Origin of the sequence: Planctobacterium marinum (genome assembly GCF_020687805.1) — a bacterium.
Lineage (GTDB): Bacteria > Pseudomonadota > Gammaproteobacteria > Enterobacterales > Alteromonadaceae > Planctobacterium > Planctobacterium marinum.
The window spans coordinates 1-22042 of record NZ_JAJEWQ010000006.1 but is presented as its reverse complement, the minus strand read 5'-3'; the positions used below and the strand labels follow the sequence as shown (position 1 = coordinate 22042).

Annotated in this window: 23 protein-coding genes and 1 pseudogene; 17 read left to right on the top strand and 7 right to left on the bottom strand. The window is 47.0% G+C overall.

Annotated features, from left to right (window positions below; translation table 11 throughout):
• Positions 1–29 precede the first annotated feature (29 nt).
• The 5 genes from LJ740_RS17980 (at position 30) to LJ740_RS17960 (ending at position 5445) form a co-directional block, all read left to right on the top strand.
• Positions 30–1148: a paraquat-inducible protein A gene (locus tag LJ740_RS17980; protein WP_229530520.1), complete on the top strand. Its 1119-nt coding sequence runs from the start codon at positions 30–32 to the stop codon at positions 1146–1148.
• Positions 1145–2806 (top strand): intermembrane transport protein PqiB, encoded by a 1662-nt coding sequence (pqiB, locus tag LJ740_RS17975; protein ID WP_229530519.1) that lies wholly within the window; start codon positions 1145–1147, stop codon positions 2804–2806. Before LJ740_RS17980 ends, pqiB begins: the two co-directional genes overlap by 4 nt.
• A 7-nt stretch (positions 2807–2813) precedes the next feature.
• On the top strand, positions 2814–3422 hold the full coding sequence (locus LJ740_RS17970; protein ID WP_229530518.1) for a PqiC family protein: 609 nt from the start codon (positions 2814–2816) through the stop codon (positions 3420–3422).
• Between the two features lie 54 nt (positions 3423–3476).
• Positions 3477–4601, top strand: a complete 1125-nt coding sequence (locus LJ740_RS17965; RefSeq protein WP_229530517.1) for a GGDEF domain-containing protein — start codon at positions 3477–3479, stop codon at positions 4599–4601.
• A 130-nt stretch (positions 4602–4731) separates the two neighbouring features.
• Positions 4732–5445, top strand: coding sequence for a SapC family protein (locus LJ740_RS17960; RefSeq protein WP_229530516.1), 714 nt, complete (start codon positions 4732–4734; stop codon positions 5443–5445).
• 262 nt (positions 5446–5707) lie between these two features.
• On the opposite strand, the gene LJ740_RS17955 is transcribed toward LJ740_RS17960, so the two are convergent.
• A complete protein-coding gene (locus LJ740_RS17955) occupies positions 5708–6418 on the bottom strand; it encodes a 1-acyl-sn-glycerol-3-phosphate acyltransferase (RefSeq protein WP_229530515.1) in 711 nt (236 codons plus the stop codon).
• 194 nt (positions 6419–6612) lie between these two features.
• Here LJ740_RS17955 and LJ740_RS17950 point away from each other — a divergent pair, with 194 nt between their 5' ends.
• The 5 genes from LJ740_RS17950 (at position 6613) to LJ740_RS17930 (ending at position 10324) form a co-directional block, all read left to right on the top strand.
• Complete coding sequence (locus LJ740_RS17950) at positions 6613–7056, top strand: hypothetical protein (RefSeq protein ID WP_229530514.1); 444 nt, start codon at positions 6613–6615, stop codon at positions 7054–7056.
• 320 nt (positions 7057–7376) lie between these two features.
• Positions 7377–7985 carry a glycine zipper 2TM domain-containing protein gene (locus tag LJ740_RS17945; RefSeq protein ID WP_229530513.1) on the top strand — a complete coding sequence of 203 codons (609 nt, stop codon included), beginning with the start codon at positions 7377–7379 and terminating at the stop codon, positions 7983–7985.
• Between the two features lie 157 nt (positions 7986–8142).
• Entirely contained in the window at positions 8143–8334 is a 192-nt protein-coding gene (locus LJ740_RS17940) for a PepSY domain-containing protein (protein WP_229530512.1), read from the top strand.
• Positions 8331–9005 (top strand): response regulator transcription factor, encoded by a 675-nt coding sequence (locus LJ740_RS17935; RefSeq protein WP_229530511.1) that lies wholly within the window; start codon positions 8331–8333, stop codon positions 9003–9005. Before LJ740_RS17940 ends, LJ740_RS17935 begins: the two co-directional genes overlap by 4 nt.
• A complete protein-coding gene (locus LJ740_RS17930) occupies positions 9002–10324 on the top strand; it encodes an ATP-binding protein (RefSeq protein WP_229530510.1) in 1323 nt (440 codons plus the stop codon). Before LJ740_RS17935 ends, LJ740_RS17930 begins: the two co-directional genes overlap by 4 nt.
• Positions 10325–10348: 24 nt before the next feature.
• Here the strand turns inward: LJ740_RS17930 and LJ740_RS17925 are convergent.
• The 4 genes and pseudogenes from LJ740_RS17925 to pdsO form a co-directional block, all read right to left on the bottom strand.
• Positions 10349–10603, bottom strand: a pseudogene (locus tag LJ740_RS17925) (sortase domain-containing protein); the annotation flags it as partial.
• A gap of 15 nt (positions 10604–10618) precedes the next feature.
• A complete protein-coding gene (locus LJ740_RS17920; protein ID WP_229530508.1) occupies positions 10619–10957 on the bottom strand; it encodes a sortase family protein in 339 nt (112 codons plus the stop codon).
• Entirely contained in the window at positions 10950–13079 is a 2130-nt protein-coding gene (locus LJ740_RS17915; RefSeq protein WP_229530507.1) for a VIT domain-containing protein, read from the bottom strand. The genes LJ740_RS17920 and LJ740_RS17915 overlap by 8 nt, the downstream gene beginning before the upstream one ends.
• Before the next feature lie 10 nt (positions 13080–13089).
• Positions 13090–13860, bottom strand: a complete 771-nt coding sequence (gene pdsO, locus LJ740_RS17910) for a sortase-associated OmpA-like protein PdsO (protein WP_229530506.1) — start codon at positions 13858–13860, stop codon at positions 13090–13092.
• A gap of 274 nt (positions 13861–14134) precedes the next feature.
• Here pdsO and LJ740_RS17905 point away from each other — a divergent pair, with 274 nt between their 5' ends.
• From LJ740_RS17905 to LJ740_RS17890, 4 genes are all read left to right on the top strand, one after another.
• Positions 14135–14272 (top strand): hypothetical protein, encoded by a 138-nt coding sequence (locus LJ740_RS17905; RefSeq protein WP_229530505.1) that lies wholly within the window; start codon positions 14135–14137, stop codon positions 14270–14272.
• Between the two features lie 17 nt (positions 14273–14289).
• Positions 14290–14982: a proteobacterial dedicated sortase system response regulator gene (gene pdsR / locus LJ740_RS17900; protein WP_229530504.1), complete on the top strand. Its 693-nt coding sequence runs from the start codon at positions 14290–14292 to the stop codon at positions 14980–14982.
• Positions 14983–15005: 23 nt separating this feature from the next.
• Positions 15006–17156, top strand: a complete 2151-nt coding sequence (pdsS, locus tag LJ740_RS17895; protein ID WP_229530503.1) for a proteobacterial dedicated sortase system histidine kinase — start codon at positions 15006–15008, stop codon at positions 17154–17156.
• Positions 17157–17242: 86 nt separating this feature from the next.
• Positions 17243–18013, top strand: a complete 771-nt coding sequence (locus LJ740_RS17890; protein WP_229530502.1) for a type 2 periplasmic-binding domain-containing protein — start codon at positions 17243–17245, stop codon at positions 18011–18013.
• On the opposite strand, the gene LJ740_RS17885 is transcribed toward LJ740_RS17890, so the two are convergent.
• A complete protein-coding gene (locus tag LJ740_RS17885) occupies positions 18010–19071 on the bottom strand; it encodes an AI-2E family transporter (RefSeq protein WP_229530501.1) in 1062 nt (353 codons plus the stop codon). The two genes, LJ740_RS17890 and LJ740_RS17885, sit on opposite strands and share 4 nt — an antisense overlap.
• Before the next feature lie 152 nt (positions 19072–19223).
• Between LJ740_RS17885 and folX the strand changes: the two genes are divergently transcribed.
• Positions 19224–19589: a dihydroneopterin triphosphate 2'-epimerase gene (gene folX / locus LJ740_RS17880; protein WP_229530500.1), complete on the top strand. Its 366-nt coding sequence runs from the start codon at positions 19224–19226 to the stop codon at positions 19587–19589.
• A gap of 2 nt (positions 19590–19591) precedes the next feature.
• On the top strand, positions 19592–20512 hold the full coding sequence (locus LJ740_RS17875) for a TIGR01777 family oxidoreductase (RefSeq protein ID WP_229530499.1): 921 nt from the start codon (positions 19592–19594) through the stop codon (positions 20510–20512).
• 19 nt (positions 20513–20531) lie between these two features.
• Here LJ740_RS17875 and LJ740_RS17870 read toward each other — a convergent pair whose 3' ends face one another.
• Positions 20532–20876, bottom strand: coding sequence for a MerR family transcriptional regulator (locus LJ740_RS17870; protein ID WP_229530498.1), 345 nt, complete (start codon positions 20874–20876; stop codon positions 20532–20534).
• Between the two features lie 83 nt (positions 20877–20959).
• On the opposite strand from LJ740_RS17870, the gene LJ740_RS17865 reads away from it, so the two are divergent.
• The gene (locus tag LJ740_RS17865; RefSeq protein WP_229530497.1) at positions 20960–21835 is read left to right on the top strand and encodes an alpha/beta hydrolase family protein; all 876 of its coding nucleotides are present in this window, start codon (positions 20960–20962) and stop codon (positions 21833–21835) included.
• Positions 21836–22042 lie beyond the last annotated feature (207 nt).

Sequence of the window (22042 nt, the reverse complement as noted above, 5' to 3'; positions counted from 1 at the left end):
TCAGGATAAAGCTTCAATCATCCGGCGCAATGGACAACCAAGCTCACACTATTCATTGTCACGAATGTGCAGCCAATGTTCGCATTGAAATGCTGCCGCCAAAGCACAGGGTTATCTGTCCTCAGTGCCGCTATTTGTTGACCGCTAAACGTACTAATGCGGTGCAGAAAGTCGCTCTGTTCTCCCTGACCTCACTGCTGTTTCTGTTGCTTAGCCTCCCTTTTGAATTCATTTCATTTTCCGCGGCCGGGAAAACACAATCCATTTCTATTCCGTCCGGTTTAGCTGTGTTGGTCAGCAACCAATATTTGATTTTGGCCATCATTGAATCATTTTTTATTTTGTTTATCCCGGCCATTGTGTTGGGCACGGTGTTTTATTTGTCGATGTCTGTGCTGCTCAATAAACGACAACCCTATCATCGCCGCCTGACTCACATGGTGTTTCAGCTACTCCCCTGGAGCATGGCAGAAATATTCTTGATCAGCGTATTGGTCAGCTTGGTAAAAATAATATCATTGGCGGATGTCTCTTTTGGTCCTTCCTTTTTCACGTTTTGTGCTTTTGTGGGCTTCAGCACCCTTACGGTGGTTCATCTCGATGAACATGAGTTTCGCGCCATCACTCAGGCCTTGATAAAACCCCGCCACAAAAGCCGTCAGAAAAGCATCAACCAAACCTGGGGCCTGCTCATTGTCGCCTGCCTGTTGTACATTCCGGCCAACCTGTGGCCGATAATGAAAACACAATTTTTAGGACAATCAGAATTATCTACGATCCTGGGAGGCGTTTATTTATTGTGGGAGTCAGGCTCTTACCCGGTTGCAATTATCATTTTCACCGCCAGTGTAGTCGTGCCGGTGGTCAAGTTACTTATATTATGCTGGCTAAATGCGACGGTGCAGCACGGCATCATCAAAAAACCTGAGCAGAAAATGAGTTGGTACAGACTGACAGAGTTAATTGGCAAATGGTCTATGGTGGACGTTTTTGTGGTGGCAATTCTGGTTAGCCTGGTCCAGTTAGGAGGTACCATGTCCATTTATCCCGGGCCTGCGGCCCTCGCCTTTTCAGGTGTTGTCATAGTGACTATGTTCGCAGCACACAGTTTTGACTCTAAGTTATTATGGAAAACAGACTCACGATGACAGATAACGACAAACAAGAAGTCATTCACGAAGCCCACGCTGAAGAGCTGCACAATATTTCCAAATTATGGTTACTGCCTATTGTCGCAATATTTATCGGGGCCTGGCTGGTTTATTATCAGATCAGCAACCGCGGACAAGAGATCACCATTTACTTTAGCTCCGCTGAAGGGCTTGAGCCTGGTAAAACCAGAATAAAAACCCGGCATGTCGATATTGGTACCGTAACAGCCATTCAGTTGCGAAAAAACAGCCCCGGCGTAGTGGTTACCGCCCGAATCAATCAGGATGAAACGCACCTGTTAAGGGAAGATACCAATCTTTGGATAGTTACGCCGCGAATAACATTGTCCGGCGTATCCGGATTGAGCACCATATTATCGGGGCCATTTATAGAGTTAACGCCAGGTATGTCGGGCAAAGAGCAATTTACCTTTGAAGGCCTTGAAGATCCTCCGGTGACACCAGCAGGCACGCCCGGGCTTCATGTAACTCTAAACAGTGATGATGAATTTGCCTATAAAGAAGGCGATCCCATTATCTACAAAGGTCTGCAGGTGGGGCAGATAGAAGATATTTATTTCAATCTGGAGGAGCGTGTTGTCTATTACAATGCCTTTATAGAGGCCCCCTACAATCAACTCATCACTTCCAACACCCGATTTTGGGATACCAGTGGGGTCAGATTAGAGCTGGGCGCCGAAGGGCTGATGATTCACACAGGTACAGTAGAAACCTTACTAACCAACGGTGTCACCTTTGGTATCCCTGAAGGCTTGTCTCAGGGTGACACTATCCAGCAACGGGCTTATTTTGACATTCATGCCAGTCAGACAGATGCCAATGCCCGCCGCTACAAACACAAAGCGCGATTTGCATTAATGATAGAAGATTCTGTAAGAGGGCTGAAAGTCGGTGCGCCAGTTGAATACCGGGGGCTCCCCATCGGTGAGGTGGAGCAAATCAACGTTGTCACCGAACAAAAACCAGGACTGCTGGAAGAAGGTTACAAAATCCCTATCATTATTGCCATATTTCCGGGAATGGCGTCCTTCGAAGATTCTCCCGAAGGCGTGCAATGGGTTAACGAACAAATCACCCTTTGGATTCAAAAAGGACTCCGGGCCACCCTGGAGACAGGGAATATCATTACCGGTGGGCAATACGTAGATTTGCAAAACTATGAAAACCTCGAATCAATCGAAATCACTAAATCATCCGGTTTGCCGGTTATTCCAACCATCTCGAATGAATTTGCCCAGCTTACTCAAAAAATTTCTTCAATTCTGAACAAGGTCAACGAATTGCCATTTGAAAGTCTGGCACAAAATCTCAATCAAACCCTGCAGCAACTTCATACTACAGCGAAGACGTTTGAACAATCGGGACAAGAGATAAATCAGCTACTACAACAAACTCAGGAACAAGCGCTGATTTCCCAATTAAACGATGCTCTGCACGCCCTGGAGGTGCTGGCAAATACCTATTCGGGTCACTCTCAAACCAATGCCGGAATTAATGAACTCCTGTTGGAATTCCAGGCACTGATGTTGGAATTAAAGCCGGTATTACAGCGTCTTAACGAAACCCCCAGCAGCCTGGTATTTCCCATAGAAACCGGACAATCCGACACCTTACCCAGAGCTAAGAGGAATTAACCCAGCCATGAAACAACTCTTCATAGTAATTCTGTTAATCATGATCAATGCCTGTGCAACTCAGCCCGGCAATTTTAACTACTATCAGCTGGGTCCGGACACTGCGCACAACCTCCCGGCCAAGACCAGCGATTTAAGCAGCAAACATTCTGTACTATTAACTGTAAAAGTACCGGACTATCTGAAGCAAAATAAGATGGTGGTACAAACAGGACAACATCAGCTGCATTTTGCCCAATTACACCTTTGGGCCCAGATACCTTTGAAGAGTATAAGGGCTGCGTTGGTGAATGAAATCAGCCCTCATGATGCCCCCTGGTATATGGTGGAACACTATAAAAATGCGCCGGCTCAACCCCATTATCAGTTGGACATTAACATTCAACAGTTTTACCCCACAGACTCCGGCAAAGCCATATTACAGGGAACCTGGTTGTTTTTTGTGGATGGTAAAGCACACACCAAACAACACTTTAATTACACTGAAACGCTGGCAACCGATGGATTTTCCCATGCAGTCAGCCAGCAATATCAATTATTGCAACAATTAAGTGCTGATCTGAACTCATACTTTGGTCAAAAAATGCAGTCAGCGCCAAGACACCTAAACCAATAATTACTATACTGCAACAATGTGAATAAATTTCCGCTCCGGTAAGCATTGATTAAAATGATCAAACAACTTCTATCTCGATACCTGCACACAGGTATGCAAGATAGGTACGACTTCGAATCAAACCGCAAGATTTTCACTGTTAATCTGTTCGGATTAGTAGGGTTAAGTATCACCGCAATAATGTCGGTGTCGGCGTTTCTTAACCAGCAATGGCTGTTAGCTGTTGTGTTGCTGCTCGCCAGCAGTGTTTATTTGTTAGCGCACCTTTATCAAAAGTTCACCGGCAACTTTCGGCTGGCATCAAACGTAATTTTATACAGTTTGTTTGCGTTGATGATCTACCTCGTTTATTCAGGTGGAAAAGACAATACCGGGCCACTGTGGATATTTATGGTTTCACCGGTTGCGCTGTTTTTTGGTGGATTAAAAAAGGGGTTATTTTCCATTTCTCTGTTCGTCGTAATTATCAGTGTCATTATGTTTTTCCCCAATGAGCAATTACTGGCGACGTCATATAGTATTGAATTTAAAACACGACTACTTTATTCGTTTCTCACCATTACCTTTTTGTCGGCGTTTTACGAACATTCCCGGCAACAGTCTTTTGATTTTATGCAGGAAATGAGCAACAAATATGAGCAGATGGCAAAACTGGACCCATTGACGCAACTGTCAAACCGACGGGATGCTATGGATAAACTCCACTATGAATTACGACGGGTGGAACGCAACAGTACCCCACTTGCGATTATTTTGTGTGATGTCGACCACTTTAAACTGGTGAATGATAATTACGGGCACGATGCCGGTGACAAGACCCTGGTGTTATTGTCTAAATTGTTTCAGGAAACGTTGCGCAAACAGGATATCGTGGCACGTTGGGGTGGCGAAGAATTTCTGTTTGTATTGCCCCAAACCACCAGCTTGCAGGCGCAAATCGTGGCAAACAAGATTCGGGACAAAATAAAATCAACCGCTATCGAACATGAAGGCGCGATTTTTGAAATTACGGTCAGCATGGGGATCAGCGAAATTACCCACAATAAAAGCGATATCGAAAACGCAATCGCCAAAGCTGATGAAAATCTCTACAAAGCCAAATCAAACGGCAGAGATCAGTTTCAGCCAGCCGCGCCAGATTCAACCAACGCCCCAATATCACTGGACGCCTCAGCCTGATCCCGGACGGTGATTTTATCGCCACAAATCGCGTAAATTCTGTGTTTTTATCGCTTAATAGGTTGCCTAATACACTGAACCGTTTAGTATGTGCTCCTGATTTTTTAAAGTTCAATGAGTTGGAGTGGCAATGGCCAAGATAGAACAACTAAACAATAAACTACATCAAAACCTGCGCGTTAAACCTAATACAGATGTCAGTGACCTGAAAGAGCAAAACCTGTTACCTTTGGTCATTGCTGAATTTGCTAGTGCCGCAGTTGAATTTCCAATTTGCTTCGTACAAAACCCAAACAATCAACGTTACCAGGTCGTTGCGCTGATGGGCATCGAACGCGGCGAAAACCTGTTTGTTAAAGAAGACAAGTGGGACGCGTCCTATATGCCTGCCAGATACACTCACGCCCCCTTCGGTCTGTTGAGAAATCCTGATGATGATACACAATATGGCATTGCTATTGATGTTGAGCACACCCAGGTTTCTGAGACAGAAGGTCAGGCATTATTCACTGAAGATGGTGAAGAGACTGAGTTTCTGAAAAAGCAAAAAGAAGCAATGGCTAAGTATTTAGAGCAGGAACACATCACCACTTTATTTGCTAAAGAGCTGGCTGAAAAAGAGATGCTGGTAACCCGCAATATCTCCGTTAACATTGGTGAAAAGCGCATGTCTGTTGACGGTGTTGCTATGGTAGATGAAGAAAAACTCAACAACATGTCCGATGAAGACTTCCTTGAGTTGCGTAAAAAAGGCATGTTGCCTTCGATTTATATGCATCTTAACTCTATGCGCCAGGTGAACAACCTGATGAAAAGAAAAGCAGCGGTTTTAAACAACGCTTAATTTTCACTGCGAAAGAAGATTCTAAAGCACTTCATCTTTGAAGTGCTTTTTTGTTTTTTGGGTTACCAGAAAATAACCTTCATCAACTTGAAAACACTCCCCCCTGGTGACACGACAATACAGCCGTTACAAGGTCCTCGCCGACAGTAAAGTTGTTAGCTCTTTCTCACTATATCTTGCTGTAAACAGCTAAGTTTCGGACAGTTAAACCAAAATCAATCCGGTTCTTCGGTTAACATTACAGGTAGTCATTCACCTAAGCTCAGTTGCCGGGCACGCACTCTGTCAGCCGACGATTCATGTCCTCAATAACACGCACCTTGAATGCCTTTTGTCGTTCAATAAAGTTGTCTGCGGAGTTTAACAACTGCTGTTTGTAATCTCTGATATTAACCAACTCCATGTTGGCTTTTAACGTTTTAAACAGATTGGGCCATTTGTCGCCCGGGGCCTGAATGTGATGCAAACCACCGGAGTAAACAAACAGAATTTTCCCCTCATCCAGACATTCTAAAATATCGGCCACCCCACCCCGGACACTCATGGGTTTACCAAACTTATCCAGACCATTGCGCCGCTTCATCCTGCCCTCGGGCAGGATTGCTGTGACTTTTTGGTCATTGACCTGACTCAAAAAATACAGCCATGAATGATCATTTTTTCGGGTAATTGGCACACATCCGGGCATCAGTGCTTTTAAAATTCGTCCGGTCATTGGTCGTTGCAGGGTAATATCCGCTCCGGGCACTACCAACTTATGCGACAAAGTCCACAACCACGACCAGGGGGCAAAACGTATGAAAAGCGGTTCAAACAAACTGGTGTGATTTAAAAACACCAGTAGTTTCACCTGCTGCATCGCCTCCTCTTTTTCGGCACTTAACCAAACCGGCCTGCCCCGGTAAAAAACACTGGCAAATACCTTTATAAAGGCCAGACACATAAAACTGAAAAACCGAAAAACCCTTTGCATACCAATCTGTTTAAAAATTTCTATGTAAACAACATAGTGTTTAAGACCCACTTTCTCCAGAAATTATCCCTCAAAGCATATAACAAATAACACGAAATAACCGCCTGGATATTTCTCGTTAATATAAATATTCGCTTCAGAGTTTTCCCTAATGGCCGATAGAAAAGCACTATGAAAGACTTCAGAGCAGTAAAATGACCATAGTAACGGCTTCCACTAATAAAACACTGAAATGGGTTTTCGCCATATTGACAGTTGCCGCCAGTTTGACGCTGTCAGGCTGTATGCAAAGCAATGCTGCAACACAAATCAGCTTTGATTCTGAAGGAACCGTAACCGAGCCCATGCTCAGAAGCGTCAATGCCGCTTTTCGAACCACAATATTGGGTGGTAACTGGTATTATCAGGGGGCACAGGCGGTTAACGGAACAATCAACGCCTACATCCAAATTCCGGATAAACTCAATATGAGTCGCAGTGATCAAGAAAAATACCTGCAGATGTCACTCTGCCCTTCGTCCAGCAAACACGCTATGTGGCAGCAAATTAAGGATATTCCGCTGTCAGTACACGTTTATACCTACAACAAGAAACACACCGTTTACGCCCATTGTGAAAACCCCATGAGCAAAGCCTGAACCGGGCTCCGACTCGCAATACCGAATTATCTTAAGTCCCTGTAGACGCAGATATCTGCGCCTGCGAGTTTTCTGCGTGGTGCCTGATGGTTTAATAAAAGTTCAGCAGTTATTCAGCAACACTGACCTACAGTATAAACATACCCAGAGTACTTAAAGATGCTCGAATTCGGCGCAATATAACGCGTTCAGGCAAACAACAGTGAGCTGACCATGCTGGTTGTCGAGTATTGTTTTATGCGTTTTTGGCAAAAGGCGCAGCGATCACTCAGACATAAAATCTTGCGGTAATTTGGGTCCATATACTGAGGAGAGTCACTATGAAACGCATATTGCCAGCTTTAACATCACTGCTGTTAATCATCAGTACAACAGCGTTCGCAGGCCACCACAGCCGTTATTATGATTATGGGCGAGTGATTAAGGTTACGCCCGTTTATCACGGTGGTCATGGATACCATTCACATTCTCACTATCAATGCCGTAAGAAATACCGAAGAACCCAACACCACTACCAGGGTCATCGCTCTGATGCTTCCACTATCACCGGCGCGGTGTTGGGTGGTGTGGTAGGCAACACATTGGGCAAAAACAGTAAAAACAGAGGTATTGCTACGGTTGCCGGTGCCCTGGTTGGTGGCGTCATTGGGCACGAAGTGGGTCGGGATAGCGATCCGCATGTTCGCCATTACAATGACGGGTATTCAGACGACTATTACTACGTCAACAGCCATGATTCTCATGTCAGGGAGTACGACGAGCGTTGTTACGACAATGTGCATAATTCTCGCTACAGTAAAAAACTGAAAGGGTATGAGGTAACCTACCGCTATAAGGGGGAGCGTTTTACCACGTTTACCCGACAACATCCTGGCAATCGGATTCGACTGGAGGTGAACTTATCTCCGACCATGTACAAAAGAAAATAAGCAGTTACACTAGAGGTTGCCAAACAGGTGAATCACATAAGTTAACGCGCCCGATGGCGAGTTTAATTCACCAGGTAACCTGAATTTTTCGGACAAATTAATGCAGTTTTTGAGGTATATAACGCTTTTCACAATGTTGTTTTTCGGCTTTCAGAGCATGGCGTCTGAATCTGCCGGCAGCAAAGCGGAAGCGGCTAAATTGGCGCAGCGCCAGGTATCTGGACGGGTGCTGAAAGTAGAAAAGTACGGTGATAAATACCGGGTTAAAATATTGCAAAGCTCGGGCCGCGTCATTTTTATTGAAATCAACAGACGCGCCGAAGAAGGACAAGAAGGACGTAGCACATGAGAATATTAATTGTTGAGGACGACGCCCGACTACTGACTCAGTTAGACCAACTGATGCAAAAGCAAGGATACAGTGTTGATTTGGCTGACGACGGCAAAAAAGCGCAATTTTTATTTGAAGAATACCCCTACGACGCTGCCATTGTTGACGTTGGCTTACCAGAAATCGATGGTTTTGAGCTGTTAAAACGCATTCGTCAAAAGCAAATCAGTTGCCCGGTACTGATTCTCACAGCCCGGGATCGCTGGCAGGAAAAGGTAGAAGGCCTGGATGCCGGCGCCGATGACTACCTGACTAAACCCTTCCAGGAAGAGGAACTACTGGCCAGAGTTAACGCCCTGATAAGACGTTCGTCTGGCCAATCCAGTCCGAAAGTGGAAATTGGCCCAATTACCCTGGACACTGTCACTCAGGAGGTCCTGGTTGGTGGTGAGTCTTTAGATCTGACGGCTTACGAGTATAAAGTCATAGAATACCTGATGATGAACCCGAAAAAGATCATCTCAAAAACAGAGCTAACAGAGCACATTTACGACCAGGATTTTGATTTAGACAGTAATGTTATCGAAGTGTTTGTGGGTCGTTTACGGAAAAAACTGGATCCGGACAATAGTTACAAGCCCATCGAAACACTGCGCGGCCGGGGATATCGCATTAATCGCCAACTATGAAACCCATCTCGTTAAAGGTACGTACTTTCACAGCAGCGCTTATAGCGCTGCTGTTTTTTATCCCACTGATGAACTACGCCTTGCAACAGGCCTACTCTGCCAGTATTCACCAGGCCACCTTTGAACGCCTGCGATTATTGAGTTTAACCCTGATTTCTGAGTTCGAAATCGAAGGCAAAGAAGTGTATATGCCTGAGTTAATGATCCATGGCGAATTTAACCTGCCCGACTCCGGTATCTACGCGATCATCCACAACTACGATAACCTGGTGTGGAAATCCATGTCGGCGATAAATTGGCGCTGGCCCAAAATCCAAACCTTTCCGCTACCCGGAAAGTCGCAGTTTGTGGTGATACCCGATGACGAAAACAAAATAACCTACTTTCGCTACAGCTACACTGCCGAGTTTGAAACTGACCTGGGGCTTTCCCCGGTAGCTTTTCATGTGTTTATGGATAAGGCCACCTACGATGAAGAAATCGCACGCTTTGAATCGACCTTGTTAAACTGGTTGGGCATTATTGCTGCACTCTTGCTACTGTTATTGCTCTTCACCCTGAATACCGCGTTGCGGCCTATCAATAAACTGGTTAATGAAATCGCCAGTATCAAAAAAGGCAGCCACACTCGCATCACCCACCAATATCCTCCGGAACTGGAAACCTTAAAAAACAATCTGAACCATTTACTCAGCACCGAGGAAAATCAAAGAGAGCGCTATAAAAACAGTTTAGGTGATTTGGCCCACAGTCTGAAAACCCCGCTGGCCGTGTTGTCCGGACTTCGGAATTTGCCGGACGAAGGCAGAGAGCCGGTCACCCAAATCGATCAGATCATTCAACGCCAGTTAAAACGTGCTGTCGCCGGTGCCGGTAGCCGTTGGAACCAGAGCACCCCAGTGAACACTGTGATTGAAAAACTCACTGTTGCTATGGAAAAAGTATACGCAGATAAATTCATTCTTATCGAGCACGACATCGCCCCCAATACCGAGTTTTGCGGTGATGCCACGGATCTGATGGAATTGCTGGGGAACCTGATGGATAACGCCTGTAAAGCCGCGAAACAAAGGGTACTGATAGAAGTCCGGCAAACGGATAAGTACCTTGAGCTATCTGTCAGTGATGACGGTCCGGGTATCCCCGAAGACAAACAACACCTGTTGTTAGAACGGGGCAAACGCCTGGATAGTTACGAATCCGGTCAGGGCATTGGTATGGCCATCGTTTCTGACCTGGTGTCAGCCTACGAGGGCCAGTTAGCCATGGGCACATCAGAATTTCAGGGTGCCAGGATTACAGTAACATTCCCGCGCTGATGCAATACCATGCATCAGCCCAAATTACTCACTAATTTTATTCGCAGTCACGATAAATCTCATGTCAGTACCTGCCTGCACAGAATTAAAGGGATAGCAGGTGATTAGTGTCAGAGTACTCGACAAGGTTTCTTCGACAACATCCGCCTGAGATTCATGGGCAATTCGAACCGCATCGACGCGATACAAAGTTTTACCGTATCGGGTTTCCACTTCAATCAATTCGCCGGGTTGTATTGCTTCCAATATGGCGAAATGGGTATCGCGATGACCCACAAATACGCTGTTGCCCGGTTACCCAGGAAACGCTGATTGCACCAGATGACCGGGGCCAAAGGCGATAATCGCAGGAGAGCTTCCCGCCAGGCCATACAGTGGTTTGCCATGTGCCGGAATACTCAGTTTGGCTACCGGCCAGGTGTCCGCCCAGGGCCAGGGCGGAATGGGTTGTTCAGTGCGCAGTGTTTCCTGCCACGCTCTGGAAATCAGTAGTTGCGCCACTGATGCTTTCGCCTGTATCCACATACCTTGTCCGAATTGCCACGCAGCAGCGGCAATCAACAATAAGATCAACGCCTTACGCCAGGTCACAAAAGGCCTTCGGGTCTCATAATAGGTTTCACTGCTAAACATGAGTAGCTCCCGATTGCCTGAGACTTTGTTCTGACCGCCAGTGCCAAACAGATAGGCACAATCCCATGAGCAATAAAATTCCAGCCAGCATAAATCGTCTGGGTGAGTCCAGCGCGGTTGAAGGCATTTGAGCCAACAAAGGAGTATTGTTGGGGCGACCGTTTTCAGCCAGATCTACCGCAATTAAACTGGTGTAAGGGCTGACCAGATTGTGTTGCAACGCCACTTGCAGAATCTTTTGCTGGTATGGCGCCGTATCGCTGCTGGCATCGAAAGCCATGAACCGCTGCTTCGCCAACAGATCCTGAATTTTTTGTTGTGCCCAGTACTTTGCCACACCGGGTCGGTCCGGCAAATAATCCAGGGTCAACGTCTGTTGCCAGGCGGCTTCACCCAGCACACCGGTAAAATGCACATCGGTTACCGCTGTCGGCGATTGATAGGCAATAACGATGGGCTCACCATAATACAGATCAGGTATACGTTCAGGATAAAACGCCATTGCCACGTCAGATTGCAAGTTGATGTCGGTCAACGCCGGCTGTGCTAACTTTTTAAGTAGCTCCCGCATCCGCTGCTCGATTTGTTGTGGCGAGGAGATGTAGGTATAGGTTCCCCTGCCAGCCTGTGCTGCCTGCACCATAAAATAACTGTTTGGCGCGGCGCCAATACCCACGGTAAACAGCCGGGTCTCACCAAGCCGGGACTGAATCTCGGTAAGAATACTGTTTTCGTAACCGATAGCACCGTCTGTGATAAACACGATTTGCTGTAAAGCTTGCGTAGCATGTTGGGTCAGCAGTGCCAGATCAATCGCCTCGTATATGTTCGTCCCGCCATCCGCTTTTAAGCGGGTGACAAAATCTTTAGCGGCCTGCTTACTGGTCGCATTTACAGCGCGCGGTGAACCCCACAACGAAGTTGCCGCTGAGTTGAATTCAATAATGTTAAAAGCATCGAGTTCAGTTAACTCATCAATCGCCAATAACAATGCCTTTTTAGCCTGTTCTATGGCCTGTCCGCCCATGGACGAAGAGGTATCAACAACCAGCGTGATTTCTCGTGACAAGGGCATACGCGCGGATTCCTGACCCGGTAACAGCATCAGTAATCCATACTCGCCATCTGGCAAAGCTTCCCGGTAATGCAAAACTGTCGGCTGCTGATTTTGGTAGCGCCAGAGCAATTCAAAATCCCGATCAGCAATACTGGCTTGTGCGAGGTTGATTGCATAGCGATACCCGCCGCTTTGTTCTGTCCGAATTGGAAAGTGAGGACTGTTCAGGTAGGCCAGTTCAGCCTGTGCATCCAGGGTCAGGCGAATATCGATATCAGGTCTGTTCCGGGGTGCAAATACCGACTCATGCTCCGAATCAGAGCCAAAGCGAGGAATAAAAGTGGTCGGCAGACGCAACCGGAATTCACCATCAACAATACGCACCTTTTGTTGAAACTGAATTTCTATCTCGATGTCTTCAAACGGGCCAATATTGGCCAGTTGCGTGGTGAATAAGTTTGGTCGTTGCTGGCTCACCAAAGAAGCGCGTTGTCCATTTTGCTGCGCCTGTTTAAAAGCGGCTTGTGCCGCGCGCTTTTCTTTGATGACGCCCTTGATTTCCCGTTGACCTATGCGCATGGTCAGGCTGTCTACTGCCGCGTCTTCAGGCAGCGGAAATTGATAACGCCCTTGCAGCCAATCTTCACCAGGATTTTTGAACCGCTGCACCAGTGTAGAACGGGCCACCATCCCGGAAACCACAGTGTTGTATTGGCTGTGCTGCGACACCAGCACCATGGGTTCATTCTGTTGTTCAGCTGTGCGATTTTGCTGTTTAGCAGCGTCCTCGCTTCCGGGTTTAATATCAGCGCCAGTATCGGTTGTGGTTTCCTGTTTAAAAACCAACAGCCCATTAATGACAGACAACTCCCATTGCGTTTGACGCCGCTCGCTCTGGCTGGCTTCAGCAGATGAAGCCAGCCACACAGCCAATAACAATAAGCCCAGAAATGCTATACCTTGTAGCATAGCGGCAGAGAAAACTAATCTGGCAAAAGCCACTGAAAACCACCGGGAAATGGTGGGCGTTTGCCCACGTTCCCATTCTGAATGATTGCTGCGCACTACAATTCCCCTATTGTTTCGCTGTCATCACAGAATCATCGGAGGTCAAACGCACCACCACCCGGCGATCAAAAAAGTCATCTTCCCAGGTTTGCTCAACCGTTACCGGTTGGGCCTCACCATAGCCTGCGGTCTCAATTTGGGCTGCATTAACGCCTACCGATAACAGGTAGCGTTTAACCTGGTCGGCCCGTTTTTCAGACAACTGCAGATTGTAATCTTCATCGCCGCGACGATCGGCATAGCCAAACAACTGAACCATGAGTTTTGGGTCACTTTTCAGTTGCGCTGCAACCTTATCCAGTTGTTCGACATAGTGTTGCTCTAGCTGCCAGGAGGCGGTTTTAAACTGGATATTGGCCTTGGCTGCCAGCAGATCGTCGAGGGCCACAGGTGAACGGCTCTTTTCCATCGCGGCCACCTGCACCTGACCTTGCTGCTTCTGCAGTTGTTGGTAAGCAAACAGGGTTGCCTCGTAGTCTTTTTGCATTGCCAGCAGGGCCGTTTCTGAGTGTTTTAGTCGTACCTGTAAATCTTGATTTTGCTCTGTTTTACTGACGTCATCCCCAATGAACATTCCCAGAACACCGCCAATGATGCCGCCCACCGGTCCGGCAACCCCGGCCCCGATCAAAGCACCGCTGCCCATGCCCACCAAAATATTCTTCTCTTCCTGCTCCTGATAGGATGTCTGCGGCACAGCGTGGGCAATGCCCGACAGGCTCACGGCAGAGATAACAGATACGGCCAATAGTGTTTTTTTAACGTTGATGTTTTTCATAATGCACCTCAGTGGTTTTTGCTTTGTGTGCCTATCATTAAAAACCTCACAAATGGCCGCTGTATGGATAAAAAATGGCAATGTGGCGAGCAATTGTGGCGAGAATATGCCCCCGGCTGCGGCCTGTTAAAAGTGTCAATGAAAGGCCAAATTGTGGCGAAAAAATGGAAATTGTGACGGTTCGTCATTTAACTCTGGTTCAGGCCGAATTTTTTATTATGCTTACGGTCATATAGATGTCACTTTGACAGCAACCTGAAAAACGAGAAGAAACATGAGCAGCAAACGTCATAAAGGATTACTCTTGATGAGCTTCGTGATTGCTATCGCATTTTTGTTTTATTTAAACCTTGAGGATTATCAGGAGCAAAGACTGCATTTGTTAATCAACGATATTTTATTGTCCTGGTAACCTGAGTACGTATCACTATGTCAAAAAGAATCGCCCTGGTAGAAGATGATTTCGCCATCAGGGACAACTATCACGCGGCGCTGAGTAAACAAGGCTACGACGTACTTTGCTATGAAGACCGACTCAGCGCATCAGATGCCTTTCAACAACGATTGCCGGATTTGGCCATCATTGATATTGGTCTGAAAGAAGAAATCGACGGCGGCTTCACCTTGTGCCAACAATTGCGGGGTCTGTCCCCTTCCCTGCCCATTATTTTCTTTACCGCCAGAGACAATGACTATGACACCATTTGTGGATTGAGGATGGGGGCGGATGACTACCTGACCAAAGACATTAGTTTGCCTCACTTACTGGCCAGAATTGCCGCCTTGTTTCGCCGCACCGAACTGCTAAAAATGCCGGTAAATCAGGAAGATATCCTGGAATCGGGCGATCTGAGTATGAACACAAATCGCATGACCATCTGCTGGAAGCAACAGCCTGTTGAACTGACTGTTACCGAGTTTTGGATGTTGTTTGCCATTGCCCGCCATGCCGGTCATGTGAAAAGTCGACAACAGCTAATGGATGAATCCCGCATGGTGGTGGATGACACCACCATTACCTCCCATATCAAGCGTATTCGACGCAAATTCCAGCAATCAGATGCCAGTTTTGACCGCATAGAAACGGTTTACGGTATGGGCTATCGCTGGAAAAGTCACTAGCCTGTGAGTCGGGATACTCTGTAATGTGGCACTTTCGCGTTGGTATTCGCTTTAAACTACTCGTGCTTTCGTCATTCCTGTTTACTATTCCCTGGCTGGGATACAAGTACATGTGGGAGCTGGAAAATTACCTGTTGCTGGGACAGGAACAAACCCTGATGGGAACAGCCCGCGCAGTTGCTACGGCGCTGCACGAGCGACCTACCTTATTCGATACCCAGGCCAGCTATCAACAAGATGTATTCCCAGGACGGGATCTGTACGCTCATCGTATTGTTGATCCCATACGCCTGGATGGCGGACTCGCGGACTGGCTGGACTACAAACATCTGGCCATCAATTATGGTGAATCCTATGTGTTGGGTGAATCTGAAAATTATCAGCGCGAAGATTTGCACTTTACCCATATGGTGGGCATTTACGATGCCTATCTTTACGCGTTTTTCGAGGTCACTGACGACCACACCGTAATGCGGGACAAAAACAGTTTACGTGTGGACCGCAATGACTTTTTGCATATCGCTCTGACTGACAGGGAAAAACGCTTTCACCGCTATCTTATTTCAAATTACAGCTCAGGCTGGGTAAATGCCTGGGAGTTACCGCCCGTTAACGATTCGTTTCGCCCGTTGGGTATTGAGTCGCGTATACAGGGTCATTGGGAAACAACGGAGCAGGGATACAACATTGAATTGCGTATCCCACTGGCGATGCTATCCGATAAAATTGCGTTTGAAATTAACGATGTTGACGATACTGAGGCTCCTCAGGTTAAACTCAAAATTGGCACCGCTAACCCAGCACAACCGGATTCGCTGGGCACAGTGCTGGTCCCCTCACCGGAAATTGAACGCATCGTGAAAGGACTTCAACACTCCGGTGCCAGGGTATGGGTGGTGGACAAACACAAACGGGTAATGGCGCGTTCCGGCGATATTTTTTCCTCCGTGGGATTGGAAGCACGCCTGGCTAAACCGCTGCCGCCGGAAAACCTCTGGGAAGAATTTGAACAGGAATACCTGTTTCCGCTGTATTACCACATTCTCACCCGGCCACCGGATGACTTTGTAGATGAACTCACAGATGCTTACGCACTGGAAGGCCAGGACATTGACAATGCGCTGGCAGGTGCCGCAGACAGCTTGTGGCGGCTGACGCCCGACAACAAGGCCGTCATACTGTCGGCAGCACACCCGGTCTATCTGGATGACAAGGTACTGGGGGCGGTTGTTGTTGAGCAAACCACAAATGGCATCCGTAGTCTGAAAAATAAAGCCCTGGAAGACCTATTCAATATCATTTTACTGGTGATGATATTAGGCACACTGGCGCTGTTTTTGTTTGCTTCACGTATCTCCTCCCGGATCAGAAAACTGCGCAACGAAACAGAGCAAGCGATAGACGGCAATGGCAAAATCCTGTCGAATATTCCGGTGTCCGGTACCCGTGATGAAATCGGCGATCTGTCCAGAACCTTTCACAGTGTCCTGGATAAACTACAGCAATATCACAATTACCTGGAAAAGATGGCGTCACGCCTGTCTCATGAACTACGCACTCCCGTCGCCATTGTTAAGTCCTCAATGGAAAATTTAAGCCTTGAATCTCCCACGCCACAACAACAACCCTACATCGACAGAGCACAGGAAGGCCTGCAAAGGCTCAGCAAAATTCTCACTAACATGAGTGAGGCTTCGCGCCTGGAAAATGCGCTACAGGCCACAGAGCCGGAAGAGTTTGATCTGGTGGCATTGCTACATAGTTGTTCTCACGGTTATCAGTTGGCGTATCCGGAACGGACCTTTTATTGTGATATCCAGTACAAGGAATTGAAACTTTGGGGCGCACCGGATTTGTTTGTGCAGATGTTGGACAAAATCACCGCGAATGCGGTTGACTTCAGCCCCCCTGGTGGCCGCATTGATATTTCTCTTATGACCGAAAATCAAAAACCCGTTTTGCGGGTGAGTAATCAGGGCAAATTACTGCCTGAAGATATGCAGGAACAGTTATTCGACTCGATGATTTCGGTCCGCCATGAAGAATCGCAGGAAACTCCGCATTTAGGGCTGGGATTGTTCATCGCCAGGATAGTGGCTGAATATCACAAGGCGAAAATTCGCATCCGTAACCTGGCTGACCAGTCCGGTGTGGAAGTGATTTTGCAATTTTAAGCATTGCAACGTCATTGCCGGGAATCACTTGCGAAATTCGGCAAATGACAAATACTTAATGCGATAGCAGATGATCGGCAAACAATATGCAAGTGCTCAGGGTTTTATTATTTTTATCGGGTTTATGGCTGGTTTCAGTGGGTCAATGCCAGGAACCTGTTCAGGTTTACGCCGGTATCACCTATGGGCTGCAACATATTCATGAGGAACAACCTGCCGGCAGAGCAACAGATGCGGTAAAAATGTTGTTAGATGCCACCGGGCAACCTTATGAAATACTGATGATGAACTGGGCACAGGCGCAGCGACAATGTCAGGACAATGGCAACTCATTGATCTATGCGATAGCCAGAACACCTGAACGCGAAGCCCACTACAAATGGTTAATACCCATTGCCAGATTGCAGTTGCAAATTGCCAGGCTCAGCAGTCGCCCTGAGCTTAGCATCAATAGATTCGAACAGCTAAAGCACTATAAAGTGGCAGCTGTGCGGGCACTATCTACCCACCATATGCTGAAGGAAGCCGGTTTTCTGGAATCTGAACAACTGCTTCTGGTTGATTCATCATCGCGACTGTTAAAGATGATCACCGCGCAATTGGTGGACTTTGTATTTTATGAACCTTCCATCACACCGCAAATTCTGGCTCACTATGGCTATCAACAGGACCTGCTTACCGTAACAGACATACCAGTACCTGTGCCTAATCCAGTGTTGTACTTAGCAGCCAACCCGGCAATCCGGGCTGATATCAGTGAGCGAATCGTCGAAACGCACCAACAGTTATTGCTGAATGAACAGTATCAGGCGTTACTCAGACAAGTGCTACCTGACTCTCAAAAGCGCCACTTTTAAGCTTGCTCCTCAGGCGCTTCGGCAACCTGATTACTGATATCTCCACCGGCCAACAGTAGTGCAATCCAACGGGTATCCTGATTGGATTCCAGCACAATTTTGCCAATCATAGTGAGCGGTACCGACAATAACATGCCTACGGTCCCCAATAGCCACCCCCAGAAGATCAGTGATAAAAATACCACTAACGTAGACAATCCCAGCCCTTTACCCATGTACCTTGGCTCTATAACGTTACCCATCACAGTATTAATAATTATGTATCCGATAGCCACTATGCCGGCGGATGCCGACCCCAACTGAATCAGAGCCAGTAGTACCGCAGGGACTGCGGCAATCGCGGAGCCAATATTAGGTACATAGTTGAGTAAGAAGGCCAGTACGCCCCACAGGAAATAATGATCCAGGCCGAGGAAATACAAAAATGTGCCCGCCAGTAAACCAGTCCCCAGGCTTACTACCGTTTTGATCACCAGATAATTTTTGACTGACGCCAGTACCTTATCGACCTGATTCATGCGCATAGCCGGATCATCCAGCGCAATATGGACCTTGTGTGGAACGCTGTCAGCTTCCATCAACATAAAAATAACCGTCAGTAAAATCAGTAAAAAGTTACCCAGCACACCAGACAGACCGGACAACAGATTGGTGGCCACGTTCATGGCCATACCGGGATCGAGATAGGAGAGCAATTGCTCTTTGTTGATCTGGATGTTGAAATTCTGAAGCTGTGTCACCACCCAGACAAACTCATTTTCCAGTTGCAATTTATACTGCGGCATTTTCTCGGAAAAATCATTCATGGATTGCCCGACTAATCCCGCCAGCATAAATCCAAAAACCACAATGGTGAGTATAACCAATAATACCGATATACCTTTTGGGATGTGGTATCGGCTCATCCACTTAATAATCGGATGGCTGGCCATGGCGATGAATATCGACAACAAAAAGGGCACAACAATACTGCTCGCCGCTTTGACCCCGGCAAGTATTATCACCAGTGCAGCACAAACTAATAGTACCTTAATTGTTGTAGGTAGACGGTTTTCCATGTAGCTTTCCCAGAAATTGTTAGCACGGGCGCGATTACCCGGGGCCTGTTCATTTTTTTGCAAAAAGTAGCAGATAACCTTTGTGTTAACCAGTGATATTCAGATTTTATGGTTTAAAATGTCATAGAAAAAGCAGGAAGTTGATTACCAGAATGAATTTAAATCAAGCAGTTATAAGAATTAAAAATTTACGCCTACGAACCTACATTGGCATCAAAGATGATGAGATCAACAACAAACAGGATGTTGTTGTAAATGTCATTATTCACTATCCCGCGGACAACGCCACCGATTCAGATAAAATGAATGACGCGCTGAACTACCGGACCATCACCAAAAAAATTATTGCGCACGTTGAAAATAACCGTTTTTCACTTCTGGAAAAACTGACTTCAGACGTACTGGAGATTGCCAGCGAACACGAATGGGTAACCTATGCTTCAGTCGAGATAGACAAGCCCCACGCCCTGCGTTTTGCCGACTCCGTTTCATTAACATTGAGTTGCTATCGAGAATAACCATGAAAATATTGCTGACTGGCGCATCAGGCCTGATAGGCCGGGAAATCATAAAACATGCCGTGATTGAAAAGCATGAAGTTGTGGGAGTCAGCAGAGATGTCAGTGCCGCGAAAAAACGATTAAAAAAGTACTACGGGCCTCAGGTTGCCGCTAAAGCAGAATGGACCAGCAACCTGGACAGTTTCAAAGATTTGAATGAGTTTGATGCCGTTATAAATCTGGCGGGTGAGCCCATAGTCAACAAGCGTTGGACGGACGAGCAAAAACGCCTTCTGGAAAACAGTCGCTGGTTGATCACCAAACGCCTGGCTGATCTGATAAACGCCAGTGATATTCCGCCCAGAGTGTTTATCAGTGGTTCTGCAGTGGGGTATTACGGACGTCAGGGTGACGCTGCAATCTCAGAAGATTATGAGCACATTCACGATGAATTTAGCCACCGGCTTTGTAAAAAGTGGGAAACACTGGCGCTGTCGGCCTCAGCACATAGCCGGGTATGTTTGCTCCGTACCGGTATAGTATTGAGCAATAAAGGCGGGGCGCTGGACAAAATGCTACTGCCCTTCAAATTTGGTCTGGGGGGCCCAATCGGTGATGGCAGCCATTATATGCCCTGGATTCATCTGGAAGACATGGCCAGAGCCGTACTGTTTTTGATAAAAACCGTCGATTGCCAAGGTGCTTTTAATTTAACGGCCCCCACTCCGGTTACCAATAAGGAGTTCAGTAAAACGCTGGCCGGGGTAATTAGCCGACCCGCTTTTCTGCCGATGCCTGAAAAAATATTGCAGGTGCTGATGGGAGAGATGGCCGATTTGCTCATCACGGGACAAAACGCAATCCCTACCAAACTCAGCGAAGCAGGATTTTCCTTTATGTATCCTCAGCTTAAAGACGCGCTACAGGATCTGAATTTATAGCTCACTACGGGGTCACGGATCACTCCAGGTGGTACTCCATCCAGCGGCGTAGTTTCGCTTTTGACTGGTTCAGTTCTTCTATTCGCAGTTCAATTTCAGTTAATTTGTCTTCTATTGCCTGACGTAACCTGGGACAGCCCGGCTGTGGATTGTTCACAAAAGCAATGGCAGGTTTAATTTCATTTAAAGTGAAACCGACGGATTGTGCCAGTTTGATAAATTTCAATTCGTTCAGATTTTCTTTGGAATAGCGCCGGTAGCCGTTGGCCCCTCTTGGTGGCGGCGTTAACAAACCGATTTTTTCATAATATCTGAGCGTATCTTTGCCCACGTTGGCTATTTCAGCTAATTGTTCGGAGCGCATCAGGCTTTTCCCATTTTATCTCTTGACTACGGAGTATACTCCATAGTTTATCATGCAGCTAAGTATTTAATGGGAGAGCCATAATGGCCACAGTAACAGAGCTGACGATTACCACTGACGATTGCGTGCAACTGGGTGCCCTACACTACCATCCTGCGACCACATCAGCGCATGCCCCTCAACTTCCTTTGATTGTTCTGGCAGGAGCAACAGGCACCCCTCAGGGTTTTTACAAACGCTTCGCCCTTGCTGCCGTTTCCCGAGGTTGCCAGGTAATAACCTTTGATTATCGCGGAATTGGCCGTTCTAAACCGGAGTCATTAAAAGGCTATAAAATGAATTATCTGGATTGGGCGAGAAAAGATCTGGCAGCGGTAATACAATTTTGCGCCCGATTTGAATCTCCGCTTTATATTGTTGGTCACTCCTATGGCGGTCATGCCATTGGGTTGCTTCCCGATTTAACCCCGGTTCGTGGCGTTTGGACATTCGGTACCGGCGCGGGTTGGCATGGTTGGATGCCAAAGTCAGAGCAAATAAAAGTGCGCTTTATGTGGCATGTTGTTGCCCCGCTAATCACTCGCTTGTACGGTTTTTTAGCCTGGAGTCGCCTGGGAATGGGGGAAGATCTCCCGCTAAATGTTTATAAACAGTGGAAACACTGGTGCAGTTTTCCCAATTACTTTTTTGATGATCCGGAAATGTCGGAACTCAAACAGCACTTTGCCCGGGTAAAGTTTCCTGTCACTGCGATTAATGCCACTGACGATAAATGGGCACCACCCCGTTCCCGGGATGCCTTTATGCGCCATTATCAGAATGCCCAACTTTATATGGAAACCGTCGATTCACGCCAGTTTGACAAACAAATTGGTCATATGGGTTACTTTCGCAGTCATTGTGAATCGTTGTGGAACAACATCTTTTGTGCCATTACCGCCGACCAGTCACAGCCATAAAAAAGGCCGCAATAGCGGCCCCTGATAAATTACCCGATTAGTCGCTGGCTGCGGCGGCCATCGACATTCGGGTGAGTACCGGACCAGCCAGTGGAATATCCGCTGCATCTTTGCCAAACCACACTCGCTCTGTGACCCCATCGCTACTGCGCAGAATATACTGATACTGGGTGGACGGTCGCCTTACCGCGACATCTGCTTTACCGT